This is a genomic window from Niastella koreensis GR20-10, from assembly GCF_000246855.1.
GTDB lineage: Bacteria > Bacteroidota > Bacteroidia > Chitinophagales > Chitinophagaceae > Niastella > Niastella koreensis.
In genome coordinates, this window is sequence record NC_016609.1 from 2,342,814 (window position 1) to 2,360,066 (window position 17,253).

General features: G+C 44.5%; 13 protein-coding genes. 4 read left to right on the plus strand and 9 right to left on the minus strand.

Features of this window, described 5'->3' with window-relative positions; genetic code table 11:
- Positions 1–15: 15 nt before the first annotated feature.
- Genes NIAKO_RS09455 through NIAKO_RS09470 form a run of 4 tightly spaced genes read right to left on the minus strand, consistent with a single transcriptional unit; the run spans position 16 to position 9,877 of the window.
- Positions 16–1,701 carry a RagB/SusD family nutrient uptake outer membrane protein gene (locus NIAKO_RS09455; protein WP_014218193.1) on the minus strand — a complete coding sequence of 562 codons (1,686 nt, stop codon included), beginning with the start codon at positions 1,699–1,701 and terminating at the stop codon, positions 16–18.
- Positions 1,702–1,722: 21 nt separating this feature from the next.
- The gene (locus NIAKO_RS09460) at positions 1,723–4,581 is read right to left on the minus strand and encodes a SusC/RagA family TonB-linked outer membrane protein (RefSeq protein WP_014218194.1); all 2,859 of its coding nucleotides are present in this window, start codon (positions 4,579–4,581) and stop codon (positions 1,723–1,725) included.
- Between the two features lie 34 nt (positions 4,582–4,615).
- The gene (locus tag NIAKO_RS09465; RefSeq protein WP_014218195.1) at positions 4,616–6,544 is read right to left on the minus strand and encodes a RagB/SusD family nutrient uptake outer membrane protein; all 1,929 of its coding nucleotides are present in this window, start codon (positions 6,542–6,544) and stop codon (positions 4,616–4,618) included.
- Between the two features lie 24 nt (positions 6,545–6,568).
- Positions 6,569–9,877, minus strand: a complete 3,309-nt coding sequence (locus NIAKO_RS09470) for a SusC/RagA family TonB-linked outer membrane protein (RefSeq protein ID WP_014218196.1) — start codon at positions 9,875–9,877, stop codon at positions 6,569–6,571.
- Positions 9,878–10,208: 331 nt separating this feature from the next.
- Between NIAKO_RS09470 and NIAKO_RS09475 the strand changes: the two genes are divergently transcribed.
- Positions 10,209–10,793: a Crp/Fnr family transcriptional regulator gene (locus NIAKO_RS09475; RefSeq protein WP_014218197.1), complete on the plus strand. Its 585-nt coding sequence runs from the start codon at positions 10,209–10,211 to the stop codon at positions 10,791–10,793.
- Between the two features lie 149 nt (positions 10,794–10,942).
- Here the strand turns inward: NIAKO_RS09475 and NIAKO_RS09480 are convergent, their stop codons facing one another.
- Positions 10,943–11,392, minus strand: a complete 450-nt coding sequence (locus NIAKO_RS09480) for a carboxymuconolactone decarboxylase family protein (RefSeq protein ID WP_014218198.1) — start codon at positions 11,390–11,392, stop codon at positions 10,943–10,945.
- Between the two features lie 95 nt (positions 11,393–11,487).
- Here NIAKO_RS09480 and NIAKO_RS09485 point away from each other — a divergent pair, with 95 nt between their 5' ends.
- From NIAKO_RS09485 to NIAKO_RS09495, 3 genes are read left to right on the plus strand one after another with little or no spacing between them, the layout of a single operon-like run.
- Entirely contained in the window at positions 11,488–11,931 is a 444-nt protein-coding gene (locus NIAKO_RS09485; RefSeq protein ID WP_041348334.1) for a DoxX family membrane protein, read from the plus strand.
- Between the two features lie 41 nt (positions 11,932–11,972).
- Positions 11,973–12,848 (plus strand): sigma-70 family RNA polymerase sigma factor, encoded by an 876-nt coding sequence (locus NIAKO_RS09490; RefSeq protein WP_014218200.1) that lies wholly within the window; start codon positions 11,973–11,975, stop codon positions 12,846–12,848.
- A gap of 22 nt (positions 12,849–12,870) precedes the next feature.
- Positions 12,871–13,245 (plus strand): DoxX family protein, encoded by a 375-nt coding sequence (locus tag NIAKO_RS09495; protein ID WP_014218201.1) that lies wholly within the window; start codon positions 12,871–12,873, stop codon positions 13,243–13,245.
- Here the strand turns inward: NIAKO_RS09495 and NIAKO_RS09500 are convergent.
- The 4 genes from NIAKO_RS09500 to NIAKO_RS09520 all read right to left on the minus strand — a co-directional run bounded on the left by NIAKO_RS09500 (position 13,232) and on the right by NIAKO_RS09520 (position 17,041).
- Positions 13,232–14,005, minus strand: coding sequence for a cupin domain-containing protein (locus NIAKO_RS09500; RefSeq protein ID WP_014218202.1), 774 nt, complete (start codon positions 14,003–14,005; stop codon positions 13,232–13,234). The two genes, NIAKO_RS09495 and NIAKO_RS09500, sit on opposite strands and share 14 nt — an antisense overlap.
- A 687-nt stretch (positions 14,006–14,692) precedes the next feature.
- Entirely contained in the window at positions 14,693–14,881 is a 189-nt protein-coding gene (locus tag NIAKO_RS09510; protein WP_014218203.1) for a hypothetical protein, read from the minus strand.
- A gap of 35 nt (positions 14,882–14,916) precedes the next feature.
- Complete coding sequence (locus NIAKO_RS09515; RefSeq protein ID WP_014218204.1) at positions 14,917–15,354, minus strand: DUF6934 family protein; 438 nt, start codon at positions 15,352–15,354, stop codon at positions 14,917–14,919.
- A gap of 238 nt (positions 15,355–15,592) precedes the next feature.
- Positions 15,593–17,041, minus strand: coding sequence for a 2OG-Fe(II) oxygenase (locus NIAKO_RS09520; protein WP_014218205.1), 1,449 nt, complete (start codon positions 17,039–17,041; stop codon positions 15,593–15,595).
- Positions 17,042–17,253 lie beyond the last annotated feature (212 nt).

Below are 17,253 nucleotides of genomic sequence, written 5' to 3' on the forward strand. Positions count from 1 at the left end.
GTATATAGGGTTAAATTACCAGCCGGTATTTTGATCCCACCCGGTTTTGGTGATCTCGCTTTGTGGAATGGGGTACCAGTTCATTTTGGATTGATCAAATACCCGGTCTTCCAGTTTAGTGGGCTTATAGGTAAAGTTTGATCCGTTGAGCGTGATGGAAATGCTGTTTACCGGATTGGCCAGCACACTTCCTTTTTTCCACCGGCGAAGGTCCCACCAGCGGTGTCCTTCAAAACCCAGTTCAACCCGGCGTTCATGCACAATGGCATCGGCAGTTACTGCAGCCAGGGCTGGCATGGTGCTGCGTGCTCTTACCTGGTTGATGGCGTCCAGGGCAGTCTTGCCATAGCTTAATGGATCGCCGGCAGAGCCATAAGCGTTATACATGGCCTCTGCATAATTCAACAATACTTCTGCATACCTGAAATACAACCACTGGTGCGTGGTAGTGGTATTGTTGAGCAGGTCAACCGACTGGTTTACGTTCTTGGCCAGGTAATAACCGGTTTTGGTGGCGTTTAATTTGGGCTGACCGGCACTACCGCCATAGTAGGTTTGAATGGCCGTGCCCTTAAATAAGGCGCCATTGTATACTACAGTGGCCGCCAACCGTGGGTCGCGGTTAGCATATGGATTAGTAGCATGGGCCGGGTTATTCCAATCAAAAGGAACCGAAACAGTGGCGCTGTTCTTCACCTCAAACTCGTCAACAAAATTTCCGCTGGGGGTAATGCTGTTGCCGTTGCTGTTCTCGAACGAGATGGGGAAATTGTTCTTTTCAAACCCATTCTGGCTGCCATATCTTTTAAAGAAAATGGCCTCAACAGATTTATCATTGGCTGCTACAAACGCATTGGCATAAGTGGCTTCCAGGCTGAATGCATTTGATTTAATGATCTCACTGGCAGCAGCGGCGGCATCGGCCCAGGTATAGGTTGAACCTGCCTCTTTATATAAAGGACTTGCTGCATACAGCAGGGCCCTTGTTTTTAACGCTTTGATCGCAAAGTACGTGGCCCTGCCTGATTCGTAAAAGCTGGTTGTTGAGCTGGTACGAACGCTGTCAGGAATAATCACCGCGGCTTTATCGCATAAAGAGACGATGTATTTAAACACCTGGTCTACTGAGTTTCTTGGCAAACCTTTCCAGCTGGCGGCATCGTTGTAATCCAGTGCCTGGTCAATAACCGGAACGGCGCCATAGCGTTTTACCAGTTCAAAATAGAAGAAGGCTTTCAGGAAATAGCATTCGCCTTCCATGAACTTCAGGTTCCACACCACTCTTTTGTAAGCAGTAGAATCGTTGTTGACGATGCTGTTGGCCTGGGAAGAGATGTCTACATCTCCCTTATGCAGTAAGTACAGGTTGGCCTGGTAAATACCATTGAAGTAGTTCGCCCAGGTATTGTCGGGGTTGTTGAACTGGTTCCATACCCCATAGTTGAAGGTATGTGACCGGTTGTTAACGTTGGTATGGTAGGCGTCATCGCTTGCAGCCTCCATATCTTCCCACGCATAGCCATCGGGCAGATAGCTGTAGGCGTTCCATACAACCTGCTGAATGTAATCGTATTTTTTATAAGTGAGGTCAATCGGCATATCCGATGGGATCTTTTTCACATCCAGGAAGTCTTTGTTACAGGACGCAAGCCCCAATGCCGCAGCTATTATAGTAATGACGGTATAATGAATTTTTTTCATCCTCTTCTAATTTCAATTGTTCTAGAATTTTACTTTAGCACCCAGGGTAACTGTCTTCATCAAAGGATAGCCCATTGACAGTCTTTCCGGCTCCAGGCCATCGATCTTTGTGCTTAACAGGTTATTGCCACTAACATAAATTCTCAGCACGTCCACCTTCTTCAGGAAACTTTTTGCCGGAAGTGTGTAACCTACTTCAACGCTGCGTAATTTGATGAAGTTGCCGCTGCGAAGCCAGTAATCAGCCTGCTGGTTATTGTTGTTGTTTACCAGGGTTGATAACCTGGGCGAAGTGGCAGTGGCCGCTGTTTCCGGTGTCCAAGGGTTGTTGCTGAAAACAGTGATGTTGTTATTGTTAGCCAAAGGATGCGTATAATCATAGGCATCGTCCAGCAGGCTCACTGTTCTGTGCATTACACCCTGAACAAATGCATCGAAATCAAAACCGGCATACCTGAAGCCAGCATTGAAGCCGAGGGTCATTTCGGGCAGTTTTGTAAACTTCATCGGTGTTTTATCATAGTCATTGATGATACCGTCACCATTTATGTCAACATATTTTAAATCGCCGGGGTGAACCTGGCCATATGTTGATTTAACCACACCTGCCACCAGGTTTCCGTTTGCATCAAAATCGTTCACCTGGTAAAAGCCGGCGGTTTGCAGGCCCGTGAACTGGTTAATTCGGTATCCTTTCTGATACAGGTAACCGTAGGGTTGTGCATCCTCTGCCTTTTTGGTTATTTCATTGTGGGCATATGAAAATGAAACGCCTGCATAATATTCAAAGCCTTCTTTTATTTTATCGTTGTACCTGATGGCCACTTCCGCGCCTTTATTCGTTGCTTCACCACTGTTCATATTTCTGAAAGTAAAGCCGGTATAGGCAGGAACACCAACCGGTGCTTCCAGGATCCCTGTTCTTTTTTCAGCAAATACATCGATCGTAGCGTTTAACTTTTTCAGCAGTGTCAGGTCAACACCAATATTGGCGGTTCTTTTTTGCTCCCAGGTAAAGTTGGCATTGGGGTAGGGGCCTTCGCTCCGTCCGCCATAACCGGTGGTAGTATTGGTAGTTCCCATGGTAACACCTCCATTGGTAATGCCCCATCTTTCATATAAGAAACGGAAGTTCTCATTGGTATTAGCTGTTATACCATAGGAAGCTCTTACTTTCAGGAAGTCGATCAGGCTGTTGTCTTTCAGAAAATCTTCCTTGCTGGCTATCCAGCCCAAACCCAATGCAGGGAATAAGCCATAACGATGACCGGCCTTAAAATCGCCTGAACCCGCATAGGAGAACGACAGGTCGGCTACATACTTTTGATCGTAATCGTAGGTGAATGCACCGCGCAATCCCTGTTCAACCACGGGGAAAATCTGGCCATCATGCGTGTAATTGGAACGGTTTACCTGTAACATCCCGGTAAAACCATGTTTGCCAAAGGTGCGGTCATAATTGAAGCCAAACTGAAGGCTGTTCCTGTTCCAGTGGTCATTACCGGCATCATTGATGCTGGAACCTACTGCTCCTAACACTTTGTAGGTTATATTACCCTTTGAATCTATAACCGGGTTGTCGTAAGCGTCTTTTGTAACTTCGTATGAAGGTACAGTGAAGCCTGTTTCATATACACCCACATACAGGTTGGTATACGAAACGCCACCGCTGAATGATAACCCTTTGGTGATTGCATCGAGTTTTTCATTAAAGCTGAGGTTGGTACCTAAACTTCTGGTGTGCGACCGGTAAATTCCATTTTGTCTTAATAACTGTACCGGGTTGAATTTATACACCGAACTGTTGCCCCAGCTGCCATCCAGGTTCTTTACAGCAAATGCTGCGGCCGGAATGCGTAATAAATTCGCGAACAGTGAGGAGGCGGTAAAGCCATCTGGCGTATTACGATCTTCGATAATGCCCGAAACTGTTGCTTTTACGGAAAGGTTTTTTGTTAACTGTGCATTGAAGTTCGTTCTTAAGTTCATCCTTTTGTATTTGGCATTGGTGCCAAAATCTTTACTGATGGCATCTGCATCTTTATACGCGCCTTTAAAATCAGTATACCCACCCAGTACGAAGAACCTGGCCTTATTGGTGCCACCGCGGAAAGAAACGCTGTAGTCCTGGGTTGCAGAATTATTGGTCAGTACTTTATCGTACCAGTTTACATTGGGGTGAAAAGGATCGTCGTTGCTTTTGTACAACTCGGGGTTGTAATATTTAATGGGCAATCCATCGTTTTGTAATGCTTTGTTATAAGCGGTTACATAGCCATAGGCATCCATTACTTTGGGCATGGCGATGGGAGTAAGGTTTCCATAACGACCGTTGAACTCAATTTTTGCTCTGTTCGATGGAGTGCCTTCTTTGGTGCGAACGCTTAATACGCCTGCTCCGCCATCAAAGCCATAGATGGCCAGTGCGGCGGCATCTTTCAGCAAGGTCACCGATTCAATTTCAAATGGCGACAGGGCCGACAGAGCATTCAGGTCTACCTGGAAACCGTCCAGGTAAATAGAAAGTGCGTTGCCGGCAATATTCCAGCTGCTTTGTCCGCGCATATATAAAGTAGGACCATCATAACCCGGTTCGCCGGAACCTGTTGCTACGGTTAACCCGGGTATTCTTGCCTGTAAGGTATTTAACAAGTTACCGGCATTTGTTCTTGCCAGTTCTTCACCGGTAATAGTGAACAGGGCGCCGGTTGTGCGCCAGGATTTTTCACTTCTGAGGCCAAGGTCAACCGTTGTGGCTGGTATTTTCGATGGCAATACAATCGTATCCTGCTGGTTTCCTGTTGCTGTTTGGGCCTGCGTTACCGAGTAGCCGCTCATCAGCATCAGGCAGGCAATTAGTTTTATATTTTTAAATTTCATTGTTTTCAAGTTAATCGTTCAATAGACTTTATTACTACCATCCGGGATTTTGACCATCCCAGCCTTCACCGCCTAAATACCTTAAACTGATCTCAGCGTAAGGAAATGGCACATAGTAATATTTTACCGGGAATGTTCTTGACCCATAAGAGATCGTATTCCAGTTCAGGAATGGATTGGTAGGTTTGGGAGTAGTACCATTGGTTGATGCCGTTACAGCAAAGCCGTGCAGCGTAGTGTTTAACACAATGTGCGCGGTTAACCAGCGGTGCAGGTCGTTATAGCGGTGGTCTTCAAAAGCCAGTTCTATTGAACGCTCGTTTTGAACAGCAGCCCTGAATGTAGCAACATCGGGCAGCATGGCAGCCGTTTTATCGGGCATACCTGCGCGTTGCCTGATGGCATTCAGGTACTGGAATGATTCGGCAGAAGGGCCCTGGAACTCGTTCAACGCTTCTGCATAGCTTAAATAAAATTCCGCCAAACGGAATACCGGCCATGCAAAGTGGTTGTCGTTATTATTGTCAACGCGGGCAACAAATTTTGAGCTCTCCACGGCGCTGCCGGTGTTATCACCTGCATTGGTATCGTCAACCAGGCTTCCCTTTTGATAAGCACCGTCTGCTGATGCTTTGTAATAAGGTAAAAATGTTTTACCGCTGTTATACCACTGGCCGGCATATGCCAGGCACTGGTAGGCGCGTGGATCCAGGTTCAGGCCTTCAAAGTAGGTTTTGAAATCGTTTCCTGAAGCAGTGGCTACCCAGGTAGTACCATCTCTTTTCTCATATTTTTGGAGGAACTCGATGGGCACGTTGTTCTTGGCGCCCCAGCCCATTTGACGAACTTTGGAGGTATTATACCTGCCCCAGTCGGCCCAGCCGTCGCGGTTCGGGTCATTTTGATTGTATGTATTTACCAGGATCATTTCGGGGTTGCCATACGTTCCGGCTGTTCCCCAAACATTGTTACAAACTGCTTCATAGTCGGCCAGGCCGGCGTAGTTATCAGTTTTTACTGTTGTGGTTGGTTTACCGGTATTGTATAAAGACACGCCTGCAGATGAGGCGGCATCGATCACTGCTTTGGCAGCATCGGCAGCTCTTTTCCAGCGGGTTTTATCATACGAAGGGTAACATAATACAGAATCTCTGGCATCATTGTAACGGGCAGCGCTTATGGCGCCTTTCATATCTGCCGGTGTATTATACAGGGGGCTTGCTGCATATAACAAGATCCTTGATTTTAACGCCAGCGCAGCCAGGCTGGTAATTCTGCCATAGTCGCTGGACACCCGGGTGGCGGGTAATAACGTGGCCGCCGCATCGCACCAGCTAACCAATGAGTCAACTAATGATTGAATAGAAGCCCGGGGGATATCGATCTTTGAATCGCCCGATAATACCTGTGATACAATGGGAACGCCGCCATACAAGCGAAACGCACTGTAATGGGCCATAACGCGGCAAAACAAAGCCTGTCCCTTAACATCTGCTATCCAGTCAGACGTGGCATCTGTTACTTTGTCGATGTTCTTTAATACCAGGTTGGCTTTCCTGATGGCTTTATACCAATTGGTGAATGCTACTGCGGCGGTGTTACCACGCTGGGTAACGGGGCCCCTGTCGATGCTGTACGTGGGAGCCATGCCGCCTGCTATGTAATAGTTGAAGTTTAAATTCTGGGCCACCCATTGTGCACCAGGCAATAACAGGTGCACCTGGTCGGTCAGCACATCTTCGCGGCTGTCGCCTGAGGAATTCAGTACAAAACCAGTAGGAACACACCAATCGTACATATCCGCTACTGCATAGTTCGCCTGTTTTTGAGTATGGAAGATGGTGTCTACTGTAATGTCGCCACCTTTTGGTTTTTCAAGGAAACTTTTTGAACAACCGGTGCTCATCATGCCTGCCGTAACGATGCCGGCTGCCAGCACAAAAGGAATATATAGTCTTTTCATTCTTTTTTGTTTTCGGTTCAACAATTAAAACCCAACATTGATACCTGCATTAAAGGTGCGGGTAAGGCCATAGCCCATGACGCCCATGTTTTCAGGATCGCCCCAGATCTTGTTCTTGTTCCAGGTGTACAGGTTGAAACCATTCGCGTATACCCGAACAGAACCAATGCCTACCTTATCAAGCATACCTCTTTGGAAAGTGTAGCCTATTTCTGCATTTTTCAACCGCAGGTAGGAAGAATTTACATGGAAGTAAGTATTCTGATAAGCCTGGCGGTTATAGGCGGCAATGGGGAAGTTGATCTTGTCGCCGGCGGCATACCGTTCAGGAGTAAACCGGTTCCAGTCTACTTCAAACAACGCCTCGGTAGTACCATTGAAATGCAGGTCGGTGCTTGGCATTGGATTGGCCTCTACACCAGTTGCTCCCTGCAGTAAGATCGACATATCGAATCCTTTATAACCAAAACCGAATGAAATGCCATAGGTTACGCGGGGAATATTGGTATAGCCAGACCGCATGTAATCCTTGTTATCTATAACACCATCATGGTTGATGTCGAGGATTTTGACATCGCCGGGCTGCAACGGTACATTGCCGAAAGAAAGGTCTTTCTGATAAACGGTTTGGCCGGCGGCATTCAGATAGGGTTTGCCATCGGGACCCATCGCTGCTCTGGGTTTCGATAAAATGGGATTGTTGTTACCATCTACCTCATATAATTCGGCCCACGATGTATATAAGCCATTTGCCTGTAACAGCAACGACTGGTTTATTGGCTTACCGGTTTGTGCCTGGTACTCCAGGCCGGGAACGATTGCTTCATCCCTGAACTCGATCTTGTTCTTGTTGTTGGACACATTACCTTTTATCCAGTAAGTGAAGTTTTTGGAAGCCCTGTCGCGGTACGTAATTTCCAGTTCATTGCCCCAGTTCTTTACCTTACCAATATTGGCAAATGGCAATGTTGCCGCTACTATCCCGGGAACAGTTCCCCTTTGAGAAAGGATCTTTGTTCTGTTCTCCGTATAGTGGTCGTACGTGATGCTTACTTTTTCCCTGAACAGCGTAGCCTCGAAACCGATATTCGCTTTTGCAGAAGTTTCCCAGGTTACGTTTGGATTACCTATCCTGCTTTCGTAGGCAGCCCGTACCACATTACGGTTTGAACCAGCCTGGCCAAAGTAATAACCCCTGATAACAGAATCGTTATAAGCCCATACGTCGGGTAAATAGAGATACCGGTTACCCTGGATCTGGTCATTACCCACTTTACCATACGATCCTCTTACTTTCAGGAAAGAAACAATATTGTTTTGGGGGAAGAAATCTTCTTTGCTGGCTATCCAGCCCGCTGAAACAGCCGGGAAGTAATCAAATCTCAACCCTTCCGGGAAGTTTTCAGAACCGTTGTATCCCAGGTCCATTTCGGCCAGGTATTTTGACTTATACGCGTAGGTAAGTCTGCTAACCAAACCCTGGTAAGCATGTGGCAGGTTATACTGCAGGCTGGGATCGAACTTCTTGCTAACGTTAACCATGGCCAGCGCGGTAACAGCATGATCGCCGAAAGTGCGGTTATAGTTCAGGGCAAATTCTGCATACCAGGTACGCCATTTACCTTTATAATAATTCGCTTTACGGGTGGAAGGCGCCTCGTTGTTCATTTGCACCCAAATTGGATTCAGGTTATCGCCATTGGGGTTGGGACGCACTGTCCAGTATACGGGGAACGACTGTCCCTCTGAGGTGCTGGAGAACCAGCTGTCATAAGCGCCCTTCGCGTTTACGGTAAGCCCTTTGGTAATGAAATCGAGTTTATGAATTAAATTGAGCGAAGAGTTAAGGGTGCTTTGCTCATTTACATTATACTTGTTACGCATAGCCAAACTATACAAGGGATTGAATTGTTCGGCTGTATTTCCCCAGATAAAGGTGAACTTGTTATCGATAAAACCAGGCGAACCCATTGGATTGGTCCACATCAGGTTCTTCTCATAGTTATACCCGTCATTATCCATACCTGTGATCTGAACAAACTGGGTACCTATATTAACTGCGATCTTGAAATTGTCGTTTACATCAAAATCAAAATTGCCTCTTACATTATACCGGTTCTTCCGGTAATCCATTTCCTTTGAGAAGGGCATGTAACTGGTGTTGAACATACCACCCTGGGTTAAATAGCCTGCAGACAGGAAATATTTTACTCCTTTGGTGCCACCGGTTGCATTTACATTCGCCTGGGTTTGAGGCGCGTGATTTTTATAGATCTGGTCCTGCCAGTTTTGATCGGGATGGAAGTATGGATCGTAATAAGGGTTTTTACTTCCGTCGGCCAGTGTTGGTGTATGTGCATTCTGATAATATTTCAGGTCGTTATCAGAATATTGTGGTGCATATCCCGTATTTCTTTTGTCAACGAATTTCGACCAGCCATCTGCCTGGTTCAATACATCGGGGTCATTGGCGTGTTGCTGCCAGTAAGTTTCAAAAATTTGTTCGTTACGCAGGGTAGCGTATTGATAGGAGTTTACATACTTGGGCAACCTGGTAAACTGGTTGGCAGCGGTTTGTACGGTAGCGCTTACTTTGGTGTTTCCTTCCTTACCACGTTTTGTAGTGATAAGAATTACGCCATTGGCGCCCCGTACCCCAAACACGGCTGTGGCAGATGCATCTTTAAGAATACTGATCGTTTCCACTTCATTGGGATCGATCTCATTATAAGAATCCCGTACCACACCATCCACCATTATTAATGGATTGGTAGCGGTACCACCGGCATAGGTACCAACACCTCTGATGTAAAGGTTGGATGCGTCGGAACCTGGTTTGCCGGAAGTTTGTATAGAGGTTAAACCGGGCAAACGGCCAGCCAAACCATTACTGATGTTGGCTACCGGCGATTGAACAAGGTCCTTGCCCGACACCGTACTGATGGCCGCAGTTACCGAGGCCTTCTTTTGCTGGCCATAGGCTACTACAATTACATCAGATAAATTAGCCGCATCGCTTTTTTGCATAGAGACGGAAAAAACAGTCTTGCTGCCAATTGTAATTTCATTGGAGGTATAACTCAGGCTTGTTATCCTCAATACTTTGCATGAAGCATCAATCGTTAGTGAAAATTTTCCCTCGGCGTCTGTTACCGTACCGAGGATTGTATTTCCGGGTGTTTTGGTCGTTTCAACAGAAGCTCCGGCAATAGGGTTGCCTTTCTCGTCTTTTACGGCACCACTGATCTTTCTTGTTTGGCCGATTGCGACCTGTTGAATTACAATCGCCAGAAAAAATAGCAGCAGCCGGCACAAAAGCTGTCTTTTGTTCATAGCTCTCAATAGTTGTTTTGGTGATAAATGAAAATTGTTACCTGGATGAAATTTGGGTAAATCGGAAACTTTGGAGAAGAATAAATTGTCCTATGTAATGGAGCCCGGAGAATCTCCGGGAAAAGATGGTAATGTTGACAAGCATCGCTACGGGGTTTTAGTTTTTCAGGATGCAATATTGGATTTATAAAACCCGTACACAAATATATAGGTACGTCAAAACCTCTACATTTAAAAATAACCTAATTGATAATCAGTTGCTTGTATTGCGTCATGCGCAAAAGTTACTACATCAGTGCCCTTTTGTACCTTCATTGATAAATCACTTCACATGTTTGATCTGCTTTTTGATCACCTAGCTCGCTTTGTTCGCATCAACGAAACGGAACGGGAAATTTTACTGTCGAAACTGAAGTATAAAAAGGTATCAAAAAAGGAGTTTCTTTTAAAGCAGGGACAGATCTGTTCGGGTAATTATTTTGTATTATCAGGTTGTATACGTTTGTATTCAATAACTGACAATGGGACAGAACAGATCCTGCAGTTTGCCATTCCTGGCTGGTGGATCAGCGATTATCAGAGTTTTCAAAACAACATTCCATCAACATATAATATCCAGGTAGTAGAAGATTCAGAAATTGCCATCATTACCCGGTCAGATTCCGATGAACTGTTTCAACAAATTCCTGTGTTGAATAATTATTTCAGGTTGTTGATGCAGCGGGCCTATACAGCCGCGCTAAGAAAAATGGAGTTGCTGTTGGTTACTTCTGCCGAAGAACGCTATTTTCAATTCGTGAAAAACTACCCGGAATTTGTTCAACAGGTTCCGCAATACATGCTTGCCTCGTTTTTAGGGTTTACCCCGGAGTTTTTGAGTATGCTCCGCGCGAAAGTTAAATCGGGGGGAAATTAAAAGCAGTTACAAGTTACAGTTTGCAGGTTACAGGGTTCCTATAATTCGGGAACTCAGCCATTGTTCAGCATGCACATGCTTACCCTGTAACCTGAAACTTGTAACCCGGGAATCATATTATATATATACGCCCCGGTTTTAAACATGTTCTACATATGGTCCAGCGTGGGCCTCATGTGGGTGCTTACGCCAATCCGGTTCCATGCATTAATGGTGATGATGGCCATTATTACCTGGGCCAGTTTTTCTTCCCCTAATTGTTTCAGCGCCTCGTTGTAGGTTTCGTCACTTACGCCATGTACGGAAATGTGGGTGATCTCCTCCGCCAGCGCCAGCACCGCCCGCTCAGTATCGTTGTAGAAAGGAGTTTCGCGCCAGGCGCTCAGTCCATAAATACGTTGTTCGGTTTCACCGAGTTTTCTTGCATCTTTTGTATGCATGTTAATACAATAGGAGCAACCGTTTATCTGGGATACCCTGATCTTTATTAATTCCTTTAACAAAGGCTCTATTTTGCTTTGACTCAAATACTTTTCAAGCGCATACATAGCTTCGTATGCTTTGGGTTGTAATTGCTGAAGATCAATCCTTTTGCTCATCTTTTAATATTTTCCACAAAGCTACCTGCGGCCCGGATCAAATAACTTAAACTACTTTAAGAAAGGAAATGGGCGGTTCGTATAGCTTTGTACCTATGAAATTAAACGTGACAGCTTTAGCACAGCTTTTTGCCCGGATAGCTCTGGGGCTTGGCTTTTTATTACCTGTATGTGACCGGTTAGGATTCATGGGCGTCCCTGGTTCTGGTAAAGCAGCCTGGGGCGATTGGTCGCATTTTGTAGCCTACACCCACACGTTAATGCCCTTTACCAGTTTGCTTACGGCCAATATAGCCGGTTTGTTAGCCACCATTGCCGAAGTGGTGCTGGGCGTTTGCCTTATCGTTGGCTTTAAAACGAAATGGATGGGATTGGGAGCGGCTATTATCACGCTTACCTTTGCGGTGTTCATGATCGCTTCCCTCGGCATAGCTGCGCCTTTTAACTATCCGGTGTTTGTATTTACTGGGGCCGGACTGCTCTTATTCACACAGCATTCGTTTCGCTGGAGTATTGATGCGTTGTTAATAAAAAAATAGGCCTGTCTGTCACAAAACCGGCCAGCTGGTGTCTTAAGGGTATGGAGCCAAAAAATCAGGATATTAATGCGTACAGGCCAATGCTGTTTTCAATAGCCTATAATATGCTGGGCACCTCGTCCGATGCGGAAGATATGGTGCAGGAAACCTTTATGAGCTGGTTGAATACCGACAGGTCGCATGTAGATAATATAAAATTCTACCTTATAAGAACCATCAGCAATAAGTGCATTACTCATTTAAAAAAGCTCAAAAAACAACGGGAAGCCTACCTGGGCACCTGGCTGCCGGAACCACTGCTCTCCACCTCAGAAGTTGAAAATATGGAGGTGAGGGACCAACTCTCCATCGGGTTTCTGTACCTGCTTGAAAAGCTTACGCCCATTGAACGGGGCGTGATAATATTGAAAGAAGCTTTTGAGCTGGATTACCCTGAAATTGCAACCATTTTTGATATTACTTACGAGAATTGCCGCCAGCATTTTAGCCGGGCAAAAAAGAAATTGCTCCTCGAAAAATCGAGGTTTACGGTTGACAGGGATAACCACGAAAAAATACTACGGGCGTTTTTACATGCCTGTATTAATAAGAACCCCGAAGCGCTTATTGAATTGTTACGGGAAGATGTAGTGGTGTATGTGGATGGAGGCGGAAGCGCCAACACGCTGCTGAACCCGGTGTTTGGAAGAGAAAATGTGATACAGTTGTTGGTGAATGGAATGGAAAAATTCGCAGCATTTGCCAGAACCGAAATTCTATCGGTAAATGGATTAAGCGGGGCGGCCTTTTATCAAACCGGCAATGAAACCATTCCCAATGTTTTGATTGCTATTGATACAACGGAAGGGGAAAAAATAGAAAACGTTTACTTTATGGCCTATCCGCAAAAGATCAGTGTCACAAAAAATATGAGCTGAAGTCTTATTCTTAAACAATAAGATGAAACGAGACAAGATCATTTACTGGATCGTAACAGGGTTGTTGAGTTTGAGTTTAGTGCTGGCCGGTTATATGTATTTGACAAGCCCGGTAATGGAAGCAGGTATTAAACATTTTGGTTTTCCCGGTTTCTTCCGGATCGAATTAGGCGTGGCAAAGATCATTGCATCGCTGGTCCTGATCCTGCCGGTAGTTCCACCAAGAATTAAAGAATGGGCTTATATTGGCGTAGGCATCGTATTTGCTTCTGCATTTGTAGCACACACCTCGGTTGATGGTATACATACTACACTCAGCGTAGTAATCTCATTTGGTTTTTGGATTACCTCGTTTATTTTCTTTAACAGAATTAACAAGAGAACTATCTCCATTTAAAAGCAAAATAACTGCATGGCTTATCTTCTACATTGGTAATGCCATGCATTTTCCCGCTTTCCATGATGTACAGATCGCCGGGGCCACCGGTATAGGTTTTACCATCGATGACCATGGAGGTATTGCCTTCGGTTATTAATATGAGTTCCGTTTCCACGTGTTGGTGCGGGGCATGGCTGGGGCCGGCATGGTCCAGTTGCGTTACGTGCATTTCGAAGAAATCGGTCATAGCCGTGGGGCGTTCAAAGTATTTGCGTGAGCCGCCTTTATCTGTCTTTTTAAAAGGTAATGAGTCTATGTTAAGGATCAATATGCCGCCTGCTTTTTTACTACGTTCCAGGTCTATAGGTTTTTTTGACCGAAAGGCAAAAGCATAGTAGGTGAGTGGGCCATTGCCAACATTCTCGAAGGCCTGCATCTCCTGTGGTGGTATCAGGATCACGCTGCCTGCGCTTATTCTTTTTGTTTGATTGCCTACCGTGCACTTCATGGTGCCTTCCTTTATAATAATCAGCTCTTCCCGGTCTTTTTGCGCATGCGGTGGTCGGGGAGGAGCGCCTTTTTCCTGGGTGGTGGCATGCACTTCAAAATAATCAAATTCGGGAGTAGTGCCCTGGGTAAGTTTCCGGCTTTCGCGGTGATCGCCTTTTGTTACAGGCAGCTCATTCCAATGAATAACGCCTGAGGGAACAGGTTGCAATTGTTGTGCAAAGGCGCTTATGGCCAATAGTTGAATCAGGCAGGCAAGTAAGATTTTCATATCGTATGATTGGCTGGTTGGGTGCTGTTATGAATCGTATGGAAATTTAGGGATTTATCGGATCAGGTCAAAAAGATTGAGGCAGAAGCTGTTGCCCTGACACAGTTTTTTAAACAGACCGGCGTTTCTAACTTAAGATGCCGCATTTAGGACTAACAATGCCGCATTTCCCAGGTGCGAAGCCAAATTTCTCATGAGCGAAATCCAATTTCCCAGGTGCGAAGTTTAATTTCTCATGAGCGAAGCTAAATTTCCCATGTGCGAAACATAATTTCCCAGGTGCGAAGCTAAATTTCCCATGTGCGAAACATAATTTCTCATGGGAAATTGAAAATTTTAACCAACATTGCCGCATAAGTTGCCAACTTTAGTGCAAAAGTTTGAAACTTTCAACAAGACTTCGACACTTTCTATGTAATGTTTTGAACTTATCATCCAATCTTGTAAACTTTCAACGCAATCTTTCGAACTTTCCACACAAAGTTGCTCCTTTACGACGGAATGTTGCCCACTGACACGTAAAGTTGGTTACTGATGAGTTATTGTTAGTTATTGATGACTTAAAGTAAGGAATTGATGAGGTATAGTTTGGCTATTTATAAGTCATAATGATCTACTGATGACTCATAAATAAAAAACCATCCGCCGTGGCGAATGGTTTTGCATGTATTATAAGAATTAATTTATTTATTTCTTCTTCATAAATTCAGGTATGCCGTATTTGTCAGTATATTCTTTAGGCAATCCATGTTCTTTTAAAAACTCAATTGCTTCTTCCCGCTTTCTTTTAACGAAAGGGTCATTACTATAATCTCTTAATTCTTTGACTATAATAATATTCTTTGTGTAATCTTCAAGTGATGGTGTTGCTGACATAAACAACCTTATTTTATATAATAAAGATACATTATTTATTTTATTTTTACCATAAAAGCTTCGTAATTCTTACATTTCTCAATAGGTTGCCAATGTCCATCTATATATCCTTTAACAGTTAATAAGATGCTGATCTCTTGCCAATTAGCGAGAATTCCCATTTGGTAGAGCCTGGTTCTGGCGGGTGTGCTTCCCTTTGCAAATACAATTGCATTGGGATAATATTTGATGAAGCTCATAACGGCTCCGGCTACCGTTGCTAACACTTTATCGCGGTCATGGTTATTACTCCTTACTTTATCATCCAATTCCGGTACAGTCTCATCCCAGTCTCCAAACGATAAATTAAAAAAGTTATCACCCATTTCATCAAAGTTAATTACTTTTTTAATGGAGCCTTTGGGTCCATCACTTACAAACTCATAAGTACGGTGTTCATTGGTTGATTTCGTACAGTATATATCTCGATGCATAACAACAAAAGCATAAAGGCGTCTTTCATACCTGAAAGGGCACGTGTTAACAATAATGAGTGGGAAATCTACATTTGCTGATTGGGATATGGAAGATACTAAATAATTTAGGATATGCAATAAGGATAGAAGTAAAATTCGACAGAATATTTACTGTTGTATGTAAAGTATACTCTATAGTAAAATTTTGTACTGCCCCCCAGTACAAAATTTTACCGTGTCTTATTTCAACCCGATATTAAATCTCCCACACCCTTATCGTTCCATCATACGAAGCGCTGATGATTGCATTATCGGCGAGCTGTTCAATGGACTGTACAAAGTTCTGGTGTTCGAGCCCGGTCAGTAATTGACCGTTGAAATCCCAAAGCTTTACCTTGTTGTCTTCACCGCCTGTTGCGAGGGTGTTGTTGATGACCTTTATCGTTCTGATAATGCCGTTATGCGCTTTGAAGGTGGTGCTGGAATTGTTGTTCAGCGTTCGGATGGTAATGTCGCCATGCAGGTTACCGCTGATCAATTGGTTAGTGGGAGCATGAAAAGCCAGGCTGATGACAGGCGCGTTCTCAGTAAAGGAAGCAAGTTGTTGTCCGGTTGCTTTGTTCCATATTTTAATGGATTGATCTTCCGATGCAGATGCAATAGTTTGTTCATTGAGTTGCAGTACCTGCCAAACCCAGTTGGTATGCCCGGTGAATGTTTGTAAAATAGTACCATTGAGGTCTGCAAGGTGAATGGTGTTATCGCCACTGCCCGAGGCAAACGTGTTATCGGTTATGCGGCATAAAGATAGTACAAGGGCATTGTGGATCCTGATCTTTTGTATTGCTTTGAAATCTTTCCAGACAATAATGTGCTGGTCGCGGGAACCTGAAATAAAAGTATTGGCATTTATTTTCGCCAGACTAAGAATAGAGTTCCGGTGTTCTTTTAACGACATTTTTTCTTCGCCGGCAATGCTCCAGGCTTTGATGCTGGTGTCCCTGCCGCCGCTTAAAATAGTATCGTCATCGAATTTTAACAACGACCAGATGTACCCCAGGTGTCCTGCGAAAGGTTCTTTTTGTGAACTGCCGTTTGTTCTGGAATACAGGATGTCACTTCTCAGCACAAACTTTTCGCCCTCCGACAATACTTCGCCTTCGTGCCACACATTGTGATCAAACACGATCAGGTCGCCCTGTTTGGGAATATACGATGCCCAGATCTCATTTGTTTCTTTTGTTTTAAAGAACAGCGTTCTGCCTCCTTTAAATTCTGTGGCGCTGTTCAGGTAGATCATGAACGTAAGTTTTGATTGTACCGTTTCACTGCGATAATGCACCCCATCGAGATGGCGATGGAAATACTGATTGGCGGAATACTTACAAAACCTGAGCCGGGTATTTAATTCTTTTAATTGCCAGGTGCCGTTTTCGGCAGGAATGGCATTGTTTACTTCGATGGTTGTAGGCAAATATGGTTTTACTTTTTGAAACAGCCTGGCGGCTAATGCTTCATCGTCTATTACAAACCGGTCGTTATTCCGGTAATAGGTGGGGTAATTGGAGTTGGCTTTTTGAAATGAGTTTTTGATCTCAGTGTTTAATAAGGCTTCACATGCTGTTTGGGAGAAAAGCGAAGGGATCACAAAACAGGTGAAGTTGGAATCGGGGAGTACGTGCTGTACGGACAGACGGGTGGCCATAATATAATATTTAGTTAGTTCTTTTCATATGGCTTAATAAATGTAACTACTGCCTGTTAGTTTTAATATAAATATCATTAGCAGTAAACCGAATCCGTAGTTGAATGGTAAAAAGACCGTGACGACCGGTAGTTCAACAAGGCTTATTTGCATATTTGACTGAAATCAGGTAACAAGTTGACACACATCAGGTTTCTACCGTGGCAGTGGGG